Source organism: Tatumella sp. JGM94 (genome assembly GCF_018257595.1).
Taxonomy (GTDB): Bacteria; Pseudomonadota; Gammaproteobacteria; order Enterobacterales; family Enterobacteriaceae; genus Tatumella; species Tatumella punctata.
The window spans coordinates 130,904-153,318 of the sequence record NZ_JAERJN010000013.1 but is presented as its reverse complement, the minus strand read 5'-3'; the positions used below and the strand labels follow the sequence as shown (position 1 = coordinate 153,318).

The 22,415-nt window shown below is 49.5% G+C and carries 15 protein-coding genes, 1 tRNA gene and 2 pseudogenes; 7 read left to right on the top strand and 11 right to left on the bottom strand.

Going from position 1 to position 22,415, the window contains the following annotated elements; all coding sequences use genetic code 11:
• The first annotated feature begins 63 nt into the window (after positions 1–63).
• The 5 genes and pseudogenes from JK216_RS10965 to tnpA form a co-directional block, all read left to right on the top strand.
• Positions 64–1,464, top strand: coding sequence for a hypothetical protein (locus JK216_RS10965; protein ID WP_212710630.1), 1,401 nt, complete (start codon positions 64–66; stop codon positions 1,462–1,464).
• Positions 1,457–2,230 carry a chromosome partition protein MukE gene (locus JK216_RS10960; RefSeq protein ID WP_212711802.1) on the top strand — a complete coding sequence of 258 codons (774 nt, stop codon included), beginning with the start codon at positions 1,457–1,459 and terminating at the stop codon, positions 2,228–2,230. The genes JK216_RS10965 and JK216_RS10960 overlap by 8 nt, the downstream gene beginning before the upstream one ends.
• Complete coding sequence (gene mukB, locus JK216_RS10955) at positions 2,227–6,810, top strand: chromosome partition protein MukB (protein WP_212711801.1); 4,584 nt, start codon at positions 2,227–2,229, stop codon at positions 6,808–6,810. Before JK216_RS10960 ends, mukB begins: the two co-directional genes overlap by 4 nt.
• Entirely contained in the window at positions 6,810–7,805 is a 996-nt protein-coding gene (locus JK216_RS10950; RefSeq protein WP_212710633.1) for a Wadjet anti-phage system protein JetD domain-containing protein, read from the top strand. Before mukB ends, JK216_RS10950 begins: the two co-directional genes overlap by 1 nt.
• A 105-nt stretch (positions 7,806–7,910) precedes the next feature.
• Positions 7,911–8,216, top strand: a pseudogene (tnpA, locus tag JK216_RS10945) (IS200/IS605 family transposase); the annotation flags it as partial.
• 124 nt (positions 8,217–8,340) lie between these two features.
• Here the strand turns inward: tnpA and JK216_RS10940 are convergent.
• The 6 genes and pseudogenes from JK216_RS10940 to JK216_RS10915 all read right to left on the bottom strand — a co-directional run bounded on the left by JK216_RS10940 (position 8,341) and on the right by JK216_RS10915 (position 16,071).
• Positions 8,341–9,105 carry a hypothetical protein gene (locus JK216_RS10940; RefSeq protein ID WP_249213125.1) on the bottom strand — a complete coding sequence of 255 codons (765 nt, stop codon included), beginning with the start codon at positions 9,103–9,105 and terminating at the stop codon, positions 8,341–8,343.
• The gene (locus JK216_RS10935) at positions 9,089–11,155 is read right to left on the bottom strand and encodes a lipase family protein (protein WP_212711800.1); all 2,067 of its coding nucleotides are present in this window, start codon (positions 11,153–11,155) and stop codon (positions 9,089–9,091) included. Before JK216_RS10935 ends, JK216_RS10940 begins: the two co-directional genes overlap by 17 nt.
• 112 nt (positions 11,156–11,267) lie before the next feature.
• On the bottom strand, positions 11,268–11,852 hold the full coding sequence (locus JK216_RS10930; protein ID WP_212710635.1) for a recombinase family protein: 585 nt from the start codon (positions 11,850–11,852) through the stop codon (positions 11,268–11,270).
• 117 nt (positions 11,853–11,969) lie between these two features.
• Positions 11,970–14,921 carry a Tn3 family transposase gene (locus JK216_RS10925; RefSeq protein WP_212711799.1) on the bottom strand — a complete coding sequence of 984 codons (2,952 nt, stop codon included), beginning with the start codon at positions 14,919–14,921 and terminating at the stop codon, positions 11,970–11,972.
• 104 nt (positions 14,922–15,025) lie between these two features.
• Positions 15,026–15,799: pseudogene (locus JK216_RS10920) on the bottom strand (integrase arm-type DNA-binding domain-containing protein); the annotation flags it as partial.
• A 196-nt stretch (positions 15,800–15,995) separates the two neighbouring features.
• Positions 15,996–16,071 (bottom strand) — tRNA-Asn (locus JK216_RS10915).
• 6 nt (positions 16,072–16,077) lie between these two features.
• Here JK216_RS10915 and JK216_RS10910 point away from each other — a divergent pair.
• Positions 16,078–16,221 (top strand): hypothetical protein, encoded by a 144-nt coding sequence (locus JK216_RS10910; RefSeq protein ID WP_212709312.1) that lies wholly within the window; start codon positions 16,078–16,080, stop codon positions 16,219–16,221.
• Between the two features lie 64 nt (positions 16,222–16,285).
• Here the strand turns inward: JK216_RS10910 and JK216_RS10905 are convergent, their stop codons facing one another.
• The 5 genes from JK216_RS10905 to shiA form a co-directional block, all read right to left on the bottom strand.
• Complete coding sequence (locus JK216_RS10905) at positions 16,286–17,092, bottom strand: metal ABC transporter permease (RefSeq protein ID WP_212710636.1); 807 nt, start codon at positions 17,090–17,092, stop codon at positions 16,286–16,288.
• On the bottom strand, positions 17,085–17,927 hold the full coding sequence (locus JK216_RS10900; protein ID WP_343876842.1) for a metal ABC transporter permease: 843 nt from the start codon (positions 17,925–17,927) through the stop codon (positions 17,085–17,087). Before JK216_RS10900 ends, JK216_RS10905 begins: the two co-directional genes overlap by 8 nt.
• Before the next feature lie 55 nt (positions 17,928–17,982).
• Entirely contained in the window at positions 17,983–18,813 is an 831-nt protein-coding gene (locus JK216_RS10895) for a metal ABC transporter ATP-binding protein (protein WP_212709309.1), read from the bottom strand.
• Position 18,814: 1 nt separating this feature from the next.
• Positions 18,815–19,807: a zinc ABC transporter substrate-binding protein gene (locus JK216_RS10890; protein WP_249213126.1), complete on the bottom strand. Its 993-nt coding sequence runs from the start codon at positions 19,805–19,807 to the stop codon at positions 18,815–18,817.
• Between the two features lie 159 nt (positions 19,808–19,966).
• Entirely contained in the window at positions 19,967–21,286 is a 1,320-nt protein-coding gene (gene shiA, locus JK216_RS10885; RefSeq protein ID WP_212710638.1) for a shikimate transporter, read from the bottom strand.
• A 387-nt stretch (positions 21,287–21,673) separates the two neighbouring features.
• Between shiA and JK216_RS10880 the strand changes: the two genes are divergently transcribed.
• Positions 21,674–22,393 carry a phosphohydrolase gene (locus JK216_RS10880; protein WP_212709307.1) on the top strand — a complete coding sequence of 240 codons (720 nt, stop codon included), beginning with the start codon at positions 21,674–21,676 and terminating at the stop codon, positions 22,391–22,393.
• The last annotated feature ends 22 nt before the right edge of the window (positions 22,394–22,415 follow it).

Sequence of the window (22,415 nt, the reverse complement as noted above, 5' to 3'; positions counted from 1 at the left end):
AAAAAAGGTAATCTGATATAATAGCGTAGATACTGAACGAGAAAAGCCGAGGTGAGCTTTATCATGGACAATGTCGCACCTACACCGCAGCAGTTTACTAGCCCACTAAGCTGCATACTGTTAAAAATCAGTAAATACCAGCCGAATTTGCACCTTACCCCTAATGAGTTTAGCTATCTGGCAGCGATGGCTATGTGGGGTATGGAGGAGTCAGGTGTCGAATCGAATAATGAGCATCACTTTGTACAATCCGGCTACGATGAAACGACATGTCACAGCATCATCCGTTATATTGATGAAAGAATAAATGAAGATCCTAATACCACCGATGTTCGGGTTAATAACTTTCTGAAACGAGCGCTGGAACAGGGATTGTTGTCACTGGCCGGGATGTCTGTAGCAGATGTGGGTGGAACATATCGCCTGACTCAGTTGGCATATGATTTGTTAAAACCTTTCCAACAATCTGATGAATTAGAGGATAAAGAAACATTAAGTCAACGTTATCTGAGAATTGATCAGGAACTGTCCAGTTTAAATGCTGCCAGCGACGGAGAAAAAATTACTGATAGTGAATGGTTGGTAAAGGTAGACATTTTTTTACCGAGCCTGAAGGATCTCCTGACGGGGGTTTTTAAAAATCAGGAATTCCTTATTTCTAAATTTCATTCAATGCGCTCCGAGATACAAACTGAAATTGGTATTTCTCTGGAAACGGAAATTCAGCAACTTCTGGAAATAATACGCACGCTGGCTGGTCAGATCAACGATTTAAGAATGTTGGTAATGAACCGTGCCGATTCAGTATTAATACAGCTGGAAATTTTGCAAAATACAGTCGTACAAAAAGGCGGGGCTCAGCGATTAAAAAATACATTATCCTCTTTGTTTGGTTCACTAATGGATGTTCGGGAATTCGCTAATCATTCCTTAAGGGATTTATCCGGATTCTTTAGCAGCGTACTGGATCGTATACGCATCCGTATTGCGTTAGATCCTAATGCTAATCTGGGATATTTAATCGATCGTACTATTGAGTTATTTGGCCGGTCATCATGGTCGTTAGCATTACCTTCGACCGTTAAGCTAATGCAATTACGTGAATGGGACACACCGCCACCTCCGGCGGATAATGCGTTGTTCCTTGATGATAATGATGATGAAGAATTGGTACGGGAGATGCCTGCGTTTCAGTTAGAGAGTTTCGCAAGGGAGTTTGTTGAAAAGGCATTACGTGATAATAAACCGGTGAGTAACGTCTCTGTTATCAGAAATATTTTAAGTAAATTCCCATTTAATGAAACAGATCGCTTTCGCTTGGCACAGTGCACAATAAAAGAACTGATGACACAGAGTGATAATATTCAGGATGATATCTCCCCGGAATGGGTTTTAATGGATGAGTCAGCAAATTACGAAATCGAAGAGCAATGGCTAACTTCACAAGGTGATCTCAATGACTGAGCTTAAAGCTACACAGGGTGATCAATTTAATACATTTCTGGATGTAATGAAATCACCTCTGTTCCCAGTTGCAGATTATAAATTACGCAGAGGGGTTAATATATTACCTGCAGATTATATGCTGTATTCATTTGTTCATCAGGCATTTAATCCGCTTTGCGAATATTACGACTGTTTGTCTTTATCTTTATGCTTTTCCAATGAATCTGTTTATTACTTATTGCCCCGGCGCCGTGGAAAAATACCCTTAGAGCGATTTAATGAGTTACAGATGGTCACGGGCCTGACTATGGTTGCAATGGAACTCGAAAAACAACTTAGCCAAAAAGAGTGGTTCACCACGAACCAACTACTTGAGCGAATGAGTAATCAGTTATCCGAAACCAGAATGCTGGAGTTATTTCGCCGTCGTCCTGGCCAACAGACCCAATACGATTTGTCTAAAATCCAGGATGAAATCAGAAAGTCGCTTATAGTATTCGATCGCTATGCTTTCATTCAACTCTCTAAGGATCGGCAATCCTTCCAGGCAACACCCGCGATCTATCGTTTTATTGAACCGTTGCGAGGATTACAGCAAGAGTCAGAAATTCCACAACGCCTGGAAGAACTGATCGAGGAAGGTTATCTGGTCAATATTGATGAGGCAGCGCGGGATAGTGTAGATGAAGATTTGGCAGAGAGAGATCGTTTCTCTGCCGAAGAAGAAATGAATACCACGGGCGATTTATTTGCTTCCGGGACTCATGAAGGGGGCCCATTGTGAACCACTATCCTCTGATACGTAGCCTTAGTATTGTCAACATTAATGGCATTATGGCCCGAACGTTAAATCTGGTGAATCCTCACGCACTGAGTACATCGCGACAGTATGGCGGTACCATTTCATTGTTGGGCAATAATGGTGCGGGAAAAACGTCTTTGTTGGGCGCGTTTATGCTCAGCCAAATCCCTGATATTCGCTATATTAGTTTAGGGACTAAGGATGATTTCAAAGTTTCAACATCAATAAAAGACAGCGAAATGTTTCCACGCTTAGGGCAGCCCAGTATTGTTGCTCTGGAGATTGAGGCCCGCGGGACAGGCCACCGGCATCTGTACGTCGTCAGGGCTGAAAAAAAGACAGGAACAACATTAGAAACCCAGCTATTTTGTTTGAAACTTCCCGATAGCGTTAACCCTCTGGATTGTTTACTTGATCGTAAAGAACAAGTGGCTCACCCGGTCACCACCGATCAGCTACGCGATAAAGCAGCACTATTAGGATGCGCTATTCAGACATTTAAAGACCCAAATGCCTACATGCTGGCACTGTTTCAGCATGGCATTTTACCCCGAGCCTGTCAGTCACCTGATGATAAATACCGTCTGGCCCAGATCCTTCATTCGGCAATGGCCGGGCGTCTGGATAAATCGATAGAAAAACATCTCAGCGCCTATTTAATGGCCCATACTCGCGGGAATATACATTCCGTTGTGAATATGGTGCATGAGTCGATGATTAAAGTCAGGCTCACGCAGCAAGATCTGCAAAATTATCAAAAGGATTATCAGTTTTTTAATTCATTACTGACGCTGAGTTTATCATTTTCAGCCAATACGTGGTCAGTTATTGAGAAAACACTGGCGATGAATGATGAAGAGCGTACGACTATTCAGAGAGAAAAATATCGGATTGAACGTGAGCTGGAAAAAATTGAAGAAACCCTGAGTACCCTAAGGCGCAAGGAAGACGTCATAAAATCGGAACAATCAATAGCGCAACAGCAGATGAGTGATATTGAGCCACGGCGGTTATGTGCTCGTGATGGCAGGATTTACTTTGATCATGAGCAAAAAGCAATTGGTGAACTGAATAAACTTGAACCGCAGTTAGAGAGTGCGAAAGAAGCAAGCAAACTCCAGCAAGGTATTGTTGATGAGCTGGAAAGAAAAAAAAGTGAGAACGAAGAGAGCCAGCTACGCACAGCCAAACAGTTATCTAATGTTGTGTCGCGTTATAGCATTGCCCAGAAAATGGCATTGCAATATAACCACGCCAAACAGCTCTATGATGAGATTAACCAATGGAATATGGTTTTTACACTGTCTGGATTAAGCGCATTCATTGAACAACTCGTGAAGCAGGAAAAAGAGGCGGAAAAGACCCTCAACCATGTGGAGCGCCAATTACGATCTCATCAGGATATCCTGGATGCTTATACTTTTTCCGCAAACAGCGCGCGAAAATTGGGGGATGATATTTCTCCTCCAGACGCCCAGAACTGGTTTAGAGAAAAAGGTGCTCAACTGGAAAAATGGCATATCGAAGATGCTCAATTAGGGGGGCGACAACAGCATCAAAAGGTACTACAGAGCGCTCATCAAAAACAGCGACACCTTCAGCAGCGGCTTCGTGATGCTGGCATTATATCCTTGCTATTGAACGATGAAGATTTTGTGCAGCAACTGACGATGCAACAAGAGCAAGAATTGTACTTAAGTGAACAAAAGGAACAATTAGCACAACGTCAGATCGAAGTGAAAGAACAAATTAATCAGCTTGACATCGATATTGCACGCTATGAGCAACAGAGTCAGCAGTGGCATCAATATCAGCCATCGGTTAGTTATTTACGCACTATTTATCCTGATGATGATTTGACGCCACAACGCTGCGAACAACTTATTCTTGATCATGCGTTACACGTTAAATCACTTCGGCAGATAGTCGGTGGCTACGAAACTGAAATCAAACAATGCCGTGGACGTCGTGACAAACTGAGCGGAAGAGAAGCCGGGAGTCTTGAATATTTACGGACTCTTGCCGCTGACGTATCAGGAATATCGGTGGCTGAATTGTACGCAGATATTGAAGTACAGGATGCCGGGTATTTCGAGGCGGCATTAGGACCGTTAATGTTCGCCATACTTGTCAATGGCGATGTCGATGATGCCGTCAGACAATTACTTACACAATACGATGAGCAATGGCCGCTTCCCGATATTTTGTTGATCAGTGTAACCCAGCCTATAGACGTTTTACGCAACGGGTCGTTCGAGTCGGAATCATTTTTTAAAGATATCACCGACGAATATAACACAGCGGAGAGTATCCTCCCGCCCTGGTGTGTTATAGATGAACCGCGATACCGCCGTATCAGCCAGATACGCTCAAAGCCCGTATTAGGTGATAAAGCCCGTGAGGCGCTTATCCTTCAATTGGACCAACAGATTCAACGGGCAGAAAAAAAGATCGAGACGCTGGAACGTGAGATTGAAGACGCTGAACGTAACAACGAACATCTTAAGGCCGTTAGCGCGGCCCCCTCATTTATTTGGAATGATGAACCGCCACTGGAAGATACTCGCCGGCAGCGAAGCCATCGTCATACCGCTCTGACAGATATTGAAGAAAAACACAGAAGCGTGTCCGGTCAGTGGAAAAAAAGCCGGAGTCTCTTACTGGCGCTACAGGAATGTGAACCAGACAGAAAAATACTGTTTCGCGATTTTCCTCAGGAGTTGGCCGGGATTGCTGATCAGATAAAACGGGCTGAAGCTGCCGGGCGTGATATTAAACGCTATCAGCCGTTAATTAATCAGATAGAAAAAGAGTACCCATTACTACGGGAAGAATACCCGGAGAATATCGCGCAAGTACGCCAGCAGGTTGAGCAGAGCGAGAAAACCTGGCAAACCTCTGCAATGCGCGCTCGACGGGTGAAAGCGTTAGACAGTGTGCGTGCTCACCTTAATCCGGAATATGTTAATGCTCAGAAAATACTGGAAGATGGAGCACAAGCGCAAATCGTCTTATCAGACGATCAAAAACGACTGGAACAGGACGGCGAACGGATTAAACAAGAACTTACAAATGCAAAAAGTGAGTTAGCTGAAAAAGATAAATTTTATTCAGATATGGTATCTGCGATCACTCACTACCGCCAGAATCGTGATGATGCTAAAAATGATCTGGATAATTTACCATTTCCCTACACACTTGGTCTGGAAACAAACCTTGCCTCACAGCTAACACATTTACAGAGCCAACTTGAAAAACTGAATAACAATTTAAGAGAGTGCAATACAAAAACGGCTGAGATGCATCAGCAACGCTCAAAAGAAGAATTAAACCTGACAAATCAAAATAACAAACTCACTGCCCTGGCTGAAAAAATTGAACAGATAACTCAGCAGCGCAACGGAATTATAAGCGCATTAAAAGCTGATGGTTCTTATGCTGAGCTGGAAACTGAAATGCGCGAGATGCTGATAAATGGCAAAGTACTCTCACCAGGAGAGCCCTTGCTGGTCGATCAACCACGACTGACTCAACTGACCCGGCTAACTATTGAATATTCTATTTCTTCAGCCGACCCCTTCATGCAGCAATTGACGCTCTGCGGTCAGGAGACATCTGACATTGCTGAAGTCTGTGTCACGCTTTATAGCCGCGCAGTGGCGCTGTTTCGCCGACGAGCTCGTCAGGATATCCAGCGCACCACGCAACCCCGGGAAATGCTGCTGGCATTGTCTCAGGCAGCGAAAGATGCACAGCGGATGCTTGCTGAAACCGAAGCTGCATTCCAGATGCGCAGAGATGAGCTGGCCGACGCGCTATCGCGCCGGATCAACGATGAAAAAAGGGCGATAAGCCGGTTAAGTGCTGAACTTACCGGGATTGGTTTTGGGCAGGTTGCCAGTGTGCGTCTGGAAGCCAGGACGGTTAAACATTTTCAGGATACTCTGGACGCGCTGAAATCAGGCGGTTATGGCATGGACGATCTCTTTTCCACGGCAGGAACCGTTACCGAAGCGCTGGCAGGTCTGTATAAAAAAATCAATCAACATGAAATTGAGGGTTCACATTTGCTGGATCACCGTAACTACCTGGATGTAAAAACACTAATCCAGCGTCGTGGTGCAGAGCAATTTGAACTACTGAACGCTTCCAGCCTGTCAACCGGGGAACGAATCGGCTCCGGGCTGGCAGTGCTGATTGCTGTGCTCAGGCACTGGGGACGCAGCTCTCATGGCAATAAAGAGCCTTTCACTTTGCCACTGGTGATGGACGAGGTTTCCCGTCTGGATGCCGCCTCTCAGGCGACAGTCCACGAACTGGCGGTAAGAACTGGGTGCCAGATGTTGGTTGCGGCCCCGGAAACGTTAGGTAAAATTACCGGAACTGGCTACCAGTTGGTGCGCATAGTCAGGACAGAGAACACGGGGGCCAGCGGGCAAAGTGTTACGCGCCATCAGGTGAAAATTACCGGTGTCCGCGACGCCCAGCAGCTGCCATTTGACGTTGATAGCTATCTGGCTACAGCAGAGAATGCTGAAAGTGACGAGGTGAAAGTAATTTAATGCATCAGGAACTGTTTCAGTTAGGTTTCCCGGTCAGTGAACTTGGCGATATTCTTCAGCAACTGAAAGAACGGAAAATGATGTCCGAAAATGCTAAGGAAAAGTCGCTGCGAAATTATCTGGCTGAACTGGGTATTATTATCCCTTCCACGCGCAACCGCTGGCGGCTGGTGGAAAGTGAACGCCTGGAAATTCTGCTCGCGCAGGTGCAGCAACAGATTCAGCAACAGATCGTTGGCAGGAAAGAGCATCGTCCGGCTATCCCCCGGCGCCTGCAAAGGATCCATCATAAATCAGCGTCGGCATGGCGAGGTAATAGTAAGGCAGGTCTGAGCCAGCCCTTAGTCAAAGGGCAGACCGTTACCTATGATGATGTCCTGCGACTTCGTAGTCAGGGGACGGAACTGCGGCTAACGTTTACCTGTAATAACGGGGAAAACGTTTTATTTGCAGATGATGAGAGTCGATGGCGTTCGGAGTGTTGTTTTCCAGAACGAATGCTACTTGATTTACTCTCTTTGGACATGACATCGGCGCAACTGATCATGACCGTTGAGAATTTAGGCGCGTATGTTGATATGCCGCTTGTTGATGGTTTAATACTGATTTTGGCTCCCGGTATGAATTATCAACCTGCCTGCCGATGGATTTCTCAATACGGACAGGATATCCCCTGGGTACATTTTCCCGATCTTGATCCGAATGGTCTGACGATTGCCCGACAACTATCCCACTCATTAGCCCGCCCCTGCCGGATCTGGTTACCGGACTATTGGCCGTCAGCACACCAGATTAATGACATGATAGGGGCCAGAAAATATGCCTGGGAGACCGCTCCGGATTGCCCTCAACTCAGGCAATTAAGGCAGGAACAGCGCTGGATAGAACAAGAGGTGCTGGTGGTGGACTATCGTTTTAATGCAGCGATGCAGAGGTTAGTCCGAAACTCTGATGATGAAATAGTTCTCATTACATCAACGGAAACCTCAAATTAACAGGATGCGTGGCAAATAAATTTAACTTGTGATTTTTATAAGGAAGAATTTGATGATTGATATATTCCCTGGTAAGCCCCCCCAACTATGCTGACACTGAGGGATATCCTTGAAGCGGAATGTTGTGCAGATCACATCCATATGCTTCTTGAGATCCCGCCAAAAATGAGCGTATCGGGCTTCATGGGGTATCTGAAGGGTAAAAGCAGTCTGATGCTTTATGAGCAGTTCGGCGATTTGAAATTTAAATACCGAAACAGAGAGTTTTGGTGCCGTGGGTATTATGTTGACACGGTAGGAAAAAATACGACAAAGATAAAGGAATACATAAGGCATCAACTGTCTCAGGACAAGCTGGGAGAACAATTGTCGATGCCGTATCCGGGTAGCCCGTTTACGGGCAGTAAGTAACGGTTCATGATGCAAATGTCAGATCGTATGCGCCTGTTAGGGCGCTGCTGGTAACAGAGCCTTATAGGCGCATCTGAAAAACCTCCGGCTATGCCGGAGGTTTTTTATTCAGTACATATATCTCCTATTTCATTGACAGTAACCTGTCATAATCCGGGGCGATGCGAGGAATTTCTGAACGACTACCATCGGGGTACATTGCCATCCAATTACCAGGTTTATCAGGTGGTTCCAACGTCACAACTTTATCAAGGTGAACTATCGGTTCAATGAGGATATTTTGAGTATCATGAAGTCGGAAACGTCTACGCCAATTTTCAAGTCTGGTATCCCCTCCGAAAAACTTCAGGCTAATATCGTTATCAGAAAAATGGGTCTCCATCGGGAAAAAATCCGTCTTTAAATCAAGGTCTCCACTGACTTCTTTTGCCCTTCCTGTTCCGTATCCGTCACTGAGCCCGTAATCATCAAAATCAAAGATATAGCTGGTTTCAATAACCTTTTTCCCCTTCACCAGAGGGTTGCTGTCAGAAATCTTAAAGCTGACACGCAGAGAATTAAGCTGCCACTGGCATGGACCGCCGCCGTCAATGGCGATATTCTGCTGCCAGAGATCGCCGCTACCCTGCGGGCTGAACGCCTGCTTAAAACCGTTAAACCCCCGAATTTCATAGGCTTTATTACTCGAATTATAGTCTTTGCTCTTACACCGTTCCGAACGGTAAAGCATCTGCATCGGCAGCAGCGTAATCCCCTCAGGTACCCTGACGGCCACCGTCACCCGCCGCGCATTATCCGGCGGTAACAGCGTTTGATCAGTATGCCCATCGCACCCTGATAACAACACGACAGCAGGCAAAAATACGGCGATTTTAGATAGAGAATTCAACTTCTTCCTCCGTTACCGCCGTAAAGCGGATCAGAGCATTCTTCCCCGTTTCCTCTGTCTGTGTCCGGTGCAGCGTAACCGGCAGCATATTCTGAAGGGCAATGAACTGCCGGTTACGCTCAACCTCATCGGGATTGCTGTAGGGTTCGCTTTTCTCAACTTCCTCCCGGAATTTTTCCCGCATCGCTTTCCTGCTCATCTCCCGCGCCGGATCGGCCAGCTCCAGCACCTGATTATGGATATAGGACAGGTAGCGGTGCGCCATCGAATGGCTGCGCGGATCGGTGCCGAGGCCGTCCAGCGTGGGGTTGGTGTTCTTGGGAAAGGTCTTTGCCAGACTGGCCGGGCTCAGGCACTGGATAAACGCCGCCTGATGCTCGCCGGTTGCTTTCAGACACTCATCGTTCAGGGAGGGCACCAGAAAGAGCTTAACGGCCACAAAATGCCGGGTATATACCTCACCATCAACCAGACTCTTCCTGTTCGGGCTGGTGAGCTTCATCGAACACTGCTGCGCCCGGAAAAAGACGACGGTGTTGCCGTGATGCCAGTACGGGTCTTTTTTCAGCCGTATCCCCGTTTTTAACTCCATGTCTTTCTGCCAGAGAGAGACCGGCAGACCGGCAACCGACGTTGCCAGCCAGTTAAAGCCCAGCTTGTCGCCCAGCGGCCCCAGCGTCTGATAGAACAGATTGTCCATATCGGTTTCCAGCGGCACCTGTGGCACGGTGTCGTTATCATTGACGTGGCGGTAGTGAGTGATGCTGTCCAGAAACGGCATTGCCGCGCGGGTAAACGTGCGCGGCATCCCGTAGGTGTACAGTACCGGATGGTTATCTTTCATTTCGGCGGCATACAGCAGTGCCAGGGAACCCCCCAGACTGTGACCGCAAACAAATAAAGATTTCTGATTTTTTATCACAGCTTTTATTGAATCAAATTCGTCCTTAAATTTCCGTTTAGCCAGCTCATAGGCTTCCAGAAAACCGCCGTAAATATTACCCGCACCGGCAAGCTCGGGCAGGCACTTCTTCGGCCCGAATGAGGCATCCGTCAGGGCATTCAGAAGGCTGTCCGTTCCGCACCACGCAACCAGCACATGAGTACCGCACTCGGCCGTAAAAAAGCGGCTATCACCCTCCGATGGCTCACTGTCCTTTGTATTCAGATATACAGGTGCCAGATAACGATCGCGGAACGGCACGTCCACCGACAGCGTGTGAAAATAAGACGGAAACTCGGCAAACTGCGGGATGCAGGACAGGTCCAGACATTTCTGCCGGAAGAAGTAATCGACTGTTTTATTCTCTTTTTCGGCTGAATAGGCAAGGTCGGCCATGATGCCGAGGTTAAGCCCGTTGGCGAGGTCATACTCTTTCGTATCGTGCAGATCCAGCACCCACGCCCGGAACGGGCAGATCTCGATAACGTGCCGCTTCTCCAGAGCCTCCCGCACTATCTCGGTGCCTTTCAGAGAGCGTCCGGGGGGAAAATGAAACTTCGGCGGATCCGGCTCAGTCCAGCCCTCGATTTCCGGCAGCCGGTCGCAAAGCTCCCCGATGGTCACATAGTGATGGATGTACCCGGCTGCCTCGGCCTTTTCCTGCACGTCTGAACGCCATTTGGGATCGCGGGTTTCCGGCCGGAACATATTGTTGCTCACCGGCTGGCTGTTCGGGTTGCGCCGCAGGCCCAGCGGGCGCTTTTTCATCTCGTCGGCCAGTGTCTGGGCGTCGGTCTTCACGTCAACAGCTATCCAGTACAGGTCGTCGAAGCGAACCAGTCCCTGGCTGTCGGTCACCCCGGCGGGCGGATTAGGCGGCGGCGTGGGGTTGTAGTCGTGGTTACCATATTTTTTCCACATAGCGACCTCCTTTGCAGAGGCCAGCGGGTGGTATTCCAGCTGCACATTCAGCCCGGTAACCGGATTGTTGTTCTCATCCACGAATTGAAGCTCAAGCCAGTATTTATGCGGCTCACCGCGACAGTAAACAACCTTACTTTTGGGCCTGATGCTGGTAATACAGGTGTTGTCGCCAATAATTTCCATGCTGATTCCCTGCACATTTTTATCTATAAATAACATTCCATCGTAACCAGGCGATATTTTATCGTCATTGTTCCGGGACAAAGAAACGACTGATTCTGTCAGACATGGTGGTTTACGCTGCTGGAATAGCCGCCTTTACCCTGAGAATAGTCTGTCGGGTCGTTCCAAATTCACGGGCCACTGCACTCACAGACATTCCCGTACTGAGCCGTTCCAGTACCGATTTTTTCTGTTCATCATTCAGGGCAGAGGGGCGTCCAAAGCGTTTCCCTGATGCTCTGGCCCGGGCGATACCCGAGTGTGTGCGCTCAAGCAGCAGATCGCGCTCAAATTCCGCTACGGCAGAAATCACCTGCATGGTCATTTTTCCGGCCGGGCTGGTGAGATCCACGCCACCCAGTGCCAGGCAGTGAACCCGAATATCTGACGCAGCCAGCTGTTCCACTGTTTTTCTGACATCCATAGCATTTCGTCCAAGACGATCCAGTTTGGTGACAATCAGCACGTCACCATTTTCCATTCTGTCGAGCAGACGGGTAAATCCCGGCCGCTCACTGGCAGCAACGGAGCCACTGATGTGCTCCTCAATAAGCCTTTGGGATTTGACGGCAAAACCGGCAGCTTCTATTTCCCTGCGCTGGTTTTCCGTGTTCTGCTCCAGTGTGGAAACGCGGCAGTAAGCAAAAACGCGTGACATAATGAAATTTCCGTCCGAAAAGGATGTACGGATTATAATGTATGTCCGAAATAAATTTCACTTACTTTCGGACAGTATTGAGATCCAGTGTACGAAACCGAACGGTTCTGGACACTATCAGGCTGCCAGCGCCAGCCGTTGATCCATGTTCAGTTCGATACGACCATATGGATTAACATGGTGGTATATCAATGGCGTCAGACCACGCCAGTCTTCTTCTGTCATTCGATGCTGCCAGACTGGCTCAGCGAGCACATTCTGAATCAACAAGGTATTGATATAGACCAGGCTGATTTGCAATAGGTGCAAAGAGAGCATCGACAGTTCCTGATCCGCAGGCCGGTTGCTGGTAAATTCTCCGTGTTCACCATAAAAAATAAAATTATTGGCGCTGTTCCAGTTTTCCACGACGTTGAGACCCGCATTAATTTCGCAACGCAGCGACTCATTCTGCAAATAACGGCAGAGGAAGATAGTCTTAATCGCTTTGCCCAGCTCCGCGAGTGCCTTATAGGTTGGATGCTGAATGTTATTGCGGGTGAATCGTCGTAATATGGCCTCGGGTTCGGCTGTTCCGGTTTTAAGTGCCGCTGTATATTTAATTATCTCGTCATACTGTTGTGCAATAAGCTCCCAGTCGATCCCCTGGGTTAAAACCGGCGTCAGATGCGGGTACAACAAGGCATCTTCCTTTTCACACACATACAGTTTCTGTCGGGCGATCGCTTTCAGGCGCGGCAATAAATCGAACCCCAGCACATCACTGAACACAAAGGCCACCTCACTTTGCCCGTGGCTGTCCACATACTGGTGGTTTATTTCCATATCGGTACAGTGACGCAGAACTCCTTCCATCATCGCGGCCACCTCCGATGAGGAACAGCGGCGCAATTGTGAATAAATACACGTGGAGTGCGTATCGACATGCCAGTAAATCATCACACCGCGCCCGCCATAGCGGGCATGCCATTCTGTCATCAGATTCTGATCATACGCACCAAACTTTCGGGAGTCCGCAGCACAGGATGTCGTCGCATTTCCCCAGATAGCGGGCTGACGAATACGGAAAATACCGTTCACAATATGTGAAATCGCTGAGCGTAAAGCATCTTTCTGAATAAACCGCCGTTTAACGTAGCGCAATTCATCATAGTTAACGCGGGGTTGCTGGCTGGCGATACGCTTCAGGCCTACATTGGTACCGAGGCCAAACAGACATAATAACAGGCGGCGTTGTAATACCTCAGGCTCAAGAACTTCCCGACTGGCAGATGTGCGAAATAACGACGAGAAATGTTCCCGTAAATCCACCTCCTTGAGTATGTCTATCAACTCCAGATCGGCCCAACGCTGGCCAATCTCCTGCTTCAGCGCAGCGGTGTTGGGTGGCTCAGTTTGTTTATCCAGCGGCGTCAGGTGGATACGATTTTTCCCCTGTTCCCTGATGCGAAGTTTGGGATTATCTGGCAAGCCATTATTCAGGGTACCGAGCCACTGGCGCATCCTGCCTTTGATCTGATTAATAAAGGTTGTCGCATCAGTAGGTGCCTGCAACAGGGAATAATAATATGCGCGGTTAGTGGCAAAATCGGCAGGGAGATCTTCTGCCGGATCACGATAGCGATCAGCGCCTGTGACCCAGATTTCTTTGTTGCGCAGGCTTTTGCGTAAAGCCCGTAAAACACAAATTTCATAGTTGATACGATTAATGCGTTCTTCACCGGACTGGCTCTGTACGATGACAACATCCCGCCATTTTTTCTGAATAATACCGTCAACAGGCACATCACCCACCGCATAGAAATTCTGATTGCTGGTTCTGTTTTCCTTAATAATCTGGATAGCATCAATAACGGGCCGATACAGGGCGTTGCCGGACTGAAACTCAAGCCGATCCAGTACCGGCATCAACATCCGGCGATAGTGGCTACCGTAAGAAGAACGCATGGATTCCTGTACTTCCTGCTCAGTATTTACCCCCAGCGTTTTAAATTCATCGACCAGATTTTGCAGCATTTTCTGTGAGACAACGGGATAGACAACCTCCTTTATGACGCCGTCCGGCTGGTCAACTGTGGCCTCGGCCATGCGGAACAGCAAACGCGCTTTGCCCCTGACTTTTTTAAACGCCGCAAACTGCTTTTTATCGACCTTTTTTTCAGCCCGGGTGCCAAGGTTATGGATTAGCACCATCAACATCTCAATCAACGCATCGGTCAGCTGCTGGCGGCGACGCCAGCAAAACATAGCCACCATACTGTAACGGATCGCTGAAGGGTGGCGACGAAGCTCCCTGATCGATTCACTGGCACACCGTTGTTGAAACTGCACGATGAATTTAGGGGATATGCCCTGAAAAATATTCGGCTGTAGCGCAACACCATCAAGGCATTTTAGCTGGGCGATGACGGAAAGGACATTCTCCAGGCTGGGCTTTCCCGGGTCAGCTTTTAGGCCGCTGAATGTGACTTCGTTTACCCGGGCAGTGCCCGGTTCTTCGGCTGACAGTAGATGATTGATGGCAACCTTGCTGTCGAGTGAAAGTCGGGTAAATATGGTGTTTTGTTGCGTTGTTTCGAACTGGTGTACGGCTGAACGAATAATCCGCTCCAGGTGCTCGGCAGCCGGACGTTCAATCAGCTGTTCCTGACACCAGTCAGTAACAAGTTCGCTGCCGTGTACAGCCTGCGGATTTAACGGGAGAATAAACTCGGTTAACCAGGTGCTAAGTCGTGCAATGTCAGCTTTATTGGGGAGTCTGACACCCAGATAGCGACGAATATGTTGTCGGTGTCGCTGAGCCTGCCGTCCATGAAACGGATAGTTTTCAAGGGATACAGCAGCGCATCCGATCTGCTCAGCAATAGCATGTACGATACCTGAAGGGAAATCGTTTATTGATTCAGGGTAATGGCCCTGTACCTGTCGGAATTTTAGTTGAATGGCAAATCCCAAACGCCCCGTATCGGTCATTCCCGGTAACAGCGAAAGCTCGTCAGCAAGCAAACGCCACTCATCCCTGTCATCAAAAGTCTGATCCTGTGACATCATCCCAACTCCCTGAATCATCAATGAGTAATCGCTATGGCAACCATTTCACAGGTGACTGATTTTTACTCAGATCCAGTTCAAAAAAGTCAGATGTCGCATTTTGCAGCTTCGCTCCCACTAGGCCAAATTTTGTTTCTGAAATCGATCTCAGACCAACGGGCGAAACGCAATTCGCTGGAACGGATGAAAAGGTGCAGGGTGAGCGATACTGCCAAACGGGTTAATTCTCGCCCTTGCTTGTAGTTCTCAATGCGGGTCAACAGTTCTGGTAGTTTCTCTAGCGGAAGGGCAGGGTAGTGACGTTTAACGGGAGGAGCGATGATGCCATCCAGATTTGCCGCCGGGTTGTGCTCTATCAACTCCTGATGCACGGCATGACGCATGATGTTGCACATATGCTGTCGGGTTCGTGCCGCCACTTCCAGCAAACCTTTTTTCTCAATCCCTCTCAGCAGGTCGATGAAGTGGCGAGTTTTCAGTTCTGTGACTGGCTGGTGTCCAATGATCGGGAAAATATGGTTATTCATGCTGGCGAGCAGACGGGCGGCATGGTTCTCTGACCAGGTTCGGTTGCTTTTATGCCAGCTCAATGCCACGGTCTTGAAGGTTTTTTCTGGTGAGGAAGTAGTTCGTTCAGCGGATCGCTGTTGTGCTGGGTTGATATTCTGCGCCAGCAATTTTCGAATACCGTCACGTTGCTGACGAGCGTCGGCCAGAGATACATCAGGGTAGGCACCTAAGCCGAGGCGGGATTCTTTTCTATTGATGCGATATTTGAGATACCAGAGACGTGAACCGCCTGGATTAACTAAAAGGTACAGACCATGAGAATCGGAAACTTTGAAGGGTTTTGCTGATGGTTTTAAGTTGCGGATTTTTGAGTCGTTAAGAGACATTTGGGGGTCACTCCGTCATCGAACCAACTTGACCCCAAATCTGACCACCAAATTCTCCCGCTGCGGAGGAAAAATTGAAAATGCACCGGGAAGATTTTTCACGCCAGCTTATTGAATCAGAATCACATAATGAGTCGCCGAGCTGTATGAAAAGCAAGAAGCCCGCGTAAGTTTCCTTAAGCGGGCTTCTTTAATATGGCTCCTCTGACTGGACTCGAACCAGTGACATACGGATTAACAGTCCGCCGTTCTACCGACTGAACTACAGAGGAATTGTCGTGAAGACGGGGCGAATATTAACGGCGGCTGGCAGGGTTGTCAAAGCCATTTTAGTGCTGCCGGCACTGAGTGCTGAATATTTCAGCGCCCGACTGGCGGGAATAGCGGATACGGGTAATGGGGAAGGTACTCAGCCACTGTAATCAGCGGCTGAGCTGAGTACCGAACCCGTACCTCAGCCGTGCGTGGCGGGAATACGGGTAAAATTTAGCTGTCCTTTGAGCACGCTGTTTCACGAAACCGAGAATACCCGCGTTCCATCAGACAGAACAGTGCCCCCAGCGTCCCGACAAAAAAACCCGGCGGCCAGTCAGTCAACCATGACAGGGCAATCGCGCTCCAAACTACAGTCAGGGAGATTACCACCGATAATAACAGGGCGCTGGCTGGCCGGCTGCATAATGAGCGGGCAATTGCTGGCGGGGCAATCATCAGGCTGAAGACCAGCAGGGAACCCACCACTGGTAATGCAATACTGGTGGTTAACGCCAGGATCGCAAGGAACCACAGCTCGGTATTACGCAATGGGATCCCTCTCACTGCTGCCAGCTCCGGTGAAAACGAACTGAGCAGCAGACGGCGGAAAAGTGTTGCGATCATCAGTACGGCAACCAGTGCGCTGATGGCCAGCGGTAACAGCTGTGAACGGCTGATACCCAGTAAATCACCAAACAGTAACGAGTATACGGATTGCACATAACGGCCGCTCAGGCTGAGCAACAGTGTGCCGATAGCCAGCAGAGTGACCAGACACAAAGCTGTAGCCACTTCCCGGTGATGATGGCGGCCGAAGGTATGAATACCTAATGCGCCCAGTACAGAAAATAACAAAACTCCGTAGAACGGATTAACCCCCAGTAAAACGGCGGCTGCGGCTCCCGGAAAAGCACTCATCGGCAGTGCATGGGCGGTAAATGAGGCACCACGCAGAATCACAAAAAAACCCACCAGCCCGCAGACTATTGCCACCAGACTGGCGGCTATCCAGCTGGTAAACATAAAACCGCTAAACATGACGCTTCTTCCTGAAAAGTTGGCGGAAAAAACCGATCCCCCGCGGGAACAGGCCGCTGACTGCCCAGCCGGTAAAAATAATACTGACGATAAAGAAGCTGACCGGCCAGCCCTGACTATTGGTCCAGTAGAAACTCTGATAAGCCATCCAGATACCGAGCCAGACCGATAATAGTCCACTGAGCGCTGCCAGACAGACAGCAGTCAGGGGCGATCGGCTAAAGCGCAGTGCGATAGCTGCCGGGCCGGTCAGTAATGCGGTAGACAGAATAGCGCCGACGGTCATTGACGACAGGGCGACGGCCAGAGCGAGAGCTGCCAGTTGCATTACCCCGACCAGCCGTACATTAATCCCGCGCATCCTCGCCAGGTCCGGGTCAATGGCACACAGTAATACCGGACGCCAGATTAAGATCAGCAGCAGCAGAGCACATCCGCCGCAAATGATAATCCACGGGACAATCGCGGCCGGCAGGGTCCAGACAGAACCGAACATGACCGATAAGGTTGCACCGGAAGAATTATGTTTTCTGACCGCAAAATAAAGGAACAGGGCCGAAAAACCCAGTCCGGCACTGAGTACTATGCCGGTTGACAGGCTACGCTCCCGGCTGTGACGTGCAGCACTGAGTTCAATACCAGCGGCTCCTGCCAGCGCCATAATAGTAAATCCGGCCAGGGCATTTATTCCGAGCAGAAAAGCGGCGGCGCCTCCGGCACTGCTGATATCCGATAACGCATGCCCGGCAAAAGCATGACCACGGATTAACGCAAAGACGCCGGTGATACCGCATACCACTGCAGCACCGCCACCGACGATCAACGCTGTTTGCACCGGCTGGCTGCTGAAGAAACCGTGACAGAGAAAAACAGAAAACATACGCAGAGACCTAAGGAACAGAGGTGACATGGGGCAACTGATCATCGGCGGGAGCGGCCAGCGCGGTTGCGGGATCTGTCGCGACCACCAGCATCCGGCCATGCACACGGATGACATCAATATGATATCCGTATAAACGGCTAAGTACGCTGGTGCGGATCACCTCTCCGGCAGGTCCGCTGGCAGCCCGGCCATTTGCCAGATACACCACACGATCCATGACCGGGAGCAGGGGATTAATATCGTGAGCAGATAACAATACCGATACCTGCTGTTCACGGGCCAGACGTTTCAGCAAACTGATAATGTCCGCTGCTGCAGCCATATCCAGATTAGCCAGTGGCTCATCAAGCAGTAACAGGCGCGGACGACGGGCCAGGGCATGAGCGATTAACACCCGTTGCTGTTGTCCTCCCGACAAACGTCCGATCCGCTGGCTGGCGAAGCAGAGTGCATCTGTTGCTGCCAGCATCTCATCAATAATTTGCCGGTGACGACGGGGCCGCAGGCTGAAGCCGGGACGATGTCCGTCGAGGCCCAGAGCAACCACATCCCGTGCCGTCAGAGGGATATCAGGATCAAGGAAGTTTTTCTGCGGAACATAGCCCGCAGCGGCTAACCCCTGTTGAACCTGACCGCCATTTAACAGTATTCTGCCTTCACTCAAGGTCTGCAGGCCCAGTAATGTACGGAATAATGTTGTTTTTCCTGAGCCATTAGCCCCGATAAGCCCACAGAATTCGCCCTGACCAATATCGAAATTCACATCATGCAGTACCTGCCGGCCGGGGTAACTGACCCCCAGCCCGCGGACGCTCAGAACCTGAGACCTGTCAGACATATTACTGTTTTCCGGCCATCAGAGATTCGGTTGAGGCCTTATCAGTTAATGCTTTGCGTAATGCTTTTACTTCCGCCAGCATCCAGGACTGGTAGTGATAGCCGGGCTCAGGCATGGTTTCATAGACACCCACCACCGGCACATGATGTTCCCTCGCCAGGCTGAGGAAATGGCTGGTGACAGGATCGGTCACTTGCTGGTTATACACGAAAACCCGCACCTTATTACCTGACAACAGAGCATTCTGTTCGCTGACTAACTGAGGGGCCGGGTCGACATCATTCATAATGCCGTATTCAAGTGCTTTGGGCGTAAGGATCTTCGCCCCCATAGCCTCCAGCAGATAGTCGCCTACCGGCTCGGTAACCGCAACCGGCGTATCAGGGAAGTCAGTCCTGAAGGCACTGATTGCCTGATCAACCGGTTGCATTGACTGACGGAATTTTTCGGCATTTTTACGGAACCAGGCGGCATGGGCCGGTAATTGTTCGGCGAGTTGTGTTGCAATCGCCTCTGCAACCACAGGCATGGTCTGAGGTTGATACCACAGGTGCGGGTTAGCCGTATTTTGTGGCAGATTTAACAGGGAGTGGACATTGATTACTTTACGTGCAGCATTCGGCGACGCTGCCATCAGTTTATCTGCCCAGTCATCATAACCGGCACCGTTTTCGACAATCAGGGTCGCGTCCGCTATCTGTCGTGCAATCCCCGGGCTGGCTTCAAAGGTATGCGGGTCGGTATTCGGGTCTGAGATAATCGAGGTGACATCGACATATTTTCCACCAATCTGACTGATGACATCGGCATACTGATTTTCAATACCGATAGCATGTACGACTGATGTTCCGGCGGCTATGCTCTGTGGGCTGGTGGTTAGCAGTGCGCTAAACAGTGTCATCAGGGCGAAAAACGGTTTTTTTGCCCTGCGTATCCTTGCGGCGGAATCCGCAAGTGAAGAAATATCAGCGACTGATTGTTTAAATTCTGGCATGAGCATCCCCGTGATAATGCGATAGATTATTTTAAGTATGTTATAACATAACAAAATGATACGATGCTAATCCTATACTTTCTGGCTGTAGTGTCAATAGGGCGGGGAGATGAAAAGGGCGTACCCCGGTAAGGATCCCGGGATACGCAACTGAAATTGTCAGCGGGAAGGGGTCTTCATAAATGCAGCAACTACCAGCGAGATAAGGCATCCGGCGGCCAGGTAAACGGCAACACTGTGCCATCCTCCGGCAGACCAGCTGACCAGCGCGGCAGCGATGAACGGGGTGAAACCACCACCGACCACACTGGCCACCTGATAACCAACCCCGGCGCCACTGTAACGGAATCCGGTACCGAACATTTCGGTAAACATCGGCTGCTGTACACAGACCACCATATCATGGGCAATATTGGCCAGCATCAGAGAAAAAAAGATGATCCATACTACCGACTGAGACTCCAGCGCCATAAAGAACGGGACAGCGCACACAGTGCCTGTTAACGCACCACCAATATAAACTTTCTTGCGCCCATAGGTATCGGCCAGCCAGGCGAAACAGGGAATAGTCAGGCAACTGATAGCACCGACCAGCAGCCCGATATTCAGGAATAGCTCGCGCGGAAGTCCAAGATTCTGCGTGGAATAATTAAGCGCAAAAGTAGTCACGATATACATTGTCAGAAGCTCACATAACCGCAGCGCAATAATCTGCAGAAATGCACCGGGGTGTCTGATCAATGCCTGCAATACCGGTAATCCTTTGCGCGGGGGGCAAGAGTTTACCGGTAATGCCTGTTGGCGGAACGCGGCTGACTCCTGCATGCCGTTACGGATCCAGAGTGCACCGGCAACCAATAACAGGCTGAAAATAAAAGGAATGCGCCAGCCCCAGCTCAAAAACTGCTGGTCAGTAGTAAAGTGACTGATCAGTGATACCAGTCCGGTAGAGAGTAACAGCCCGACACCGTAACCGACCTGAACACCGCTGCTGTAAAACGATTTTTTCTTCTCAGGGGCGCTTTCTACTGCCAGCAGAGCGGCCCCGCCCCATTCGCCACCGACGGCAAATCCCTGAATTGCCCGCAGGGTTACCAGCAGTACCGGCGCCAGCCAGCCAATCTGAGTAAATGAAGGCAGCAGACCGATAGCTGCAGTTGCGCATCCCATGATCCATACGGTCATCATCAGCATTCGCTTCCTGCCCAGTCGATCGCCGAAATGACCAAAGATAATGCCGCCTAACGGGCGGAATAAAAAGCCCACACCGAAGGTGGCAAATGCGGCCAGCGTACCCATTGCCGGGCTGATTTGCGGGAAAAATTCATGATTGAACACCAGAGCCGCGGTGATGCCATATAACAGAAAGTCATACCAGTCGACGACTGCGCCGGCGAAGCTTCCCCAGGCGGCACGTCTGGCCCGGGAAAGGGTGTCACCATTTGATCCATGGCTGTCTGATGTAAGTGTTGAGTCCATAGTTGTCCTGCCAGTAATTAGTTTTTTTTATCACTTTTCGGAATGACACCGCGCTATTATCGTCAGGGGGGCATTCAGGGGTAAGAGACTAGCGCGACAGAGAGGCTGTGAAAACAGTTTTACTGCAGTTTTGAAGATAAAATATAAAAAAGAGTTATATCAGCAATCAGACAACAGCGACCGGTGTGGGTAAAACGAATGACTCCGGCGGAGGTTAAGAATTTACGGCGCTGACTGCTGAGTAATCTTCCGGAGGAGGACAGTATTTCCACGGCGACACGACGATTGTTACATTAAATTTGGTTGTGATTCGTATTACTGTCAGAATGCGGGCTTATGATAAACAAGGATAGCAGTGTACTCAGGCCAGACAAAGGGAGTGTAAATATGAAATCAGTCGCTGAATGGCAGTCCCTGTTTGACCAATGGTTCAGAGCTAACTGGGACCATCAGGATAAAGCTCATGATCTGGCGCATCTGCAACGCGTCTGGGCCAGTGCCCGTAAAATAATGGCCGGTACTGAAGCCAGCCCGTTGATTGTACTCACGGCATGTTATTTCCATGATATTGTCAATCTGCCTAAAAATCATCCGGAACGCCATCTTGCCTCACGTTATGCAGCCCGCGAGACTCTGCGTGTACTGCAGGCAGATTTTGCCGATTTTCCCGGTGAACTTTACCCGGCGGTCAGCCACGCCGTAGAAGCCCATAGTTTCAGCGCCGGAATCCCGGCACAAAGCCAGGAGGCGAAAATAGTGCAGGATGCTGATCGGCTGGAATCACTGGGGGCGATTGGTCTTGCCAGAGTGTTTTATACTTCCGGGGCCCTCGGCAGGGCACTTTTTGACAGTGATGATCCCTTTGCCCGCCAGCGGCCGTTAAATGATGTGCAGTGGTCACTGGATCACTTTCAGACAAAGCTGCTCGGTTTACCGGCGACGATGCATACGGAAACCGGCAGGGTGCTGGCCGAATATCACGCGTCATTCCTGGTTGAATATATGGCCAGGTTAAGCAGCGAACTGTCCGGGGGACAGCCGCAGCCGGATCAGAATATTCAGCAGGAATTTATGGCAAAAATTATCCCCGGAGTAACCCCCGGCTGACGGACCGGTGGCCTAAACTGGT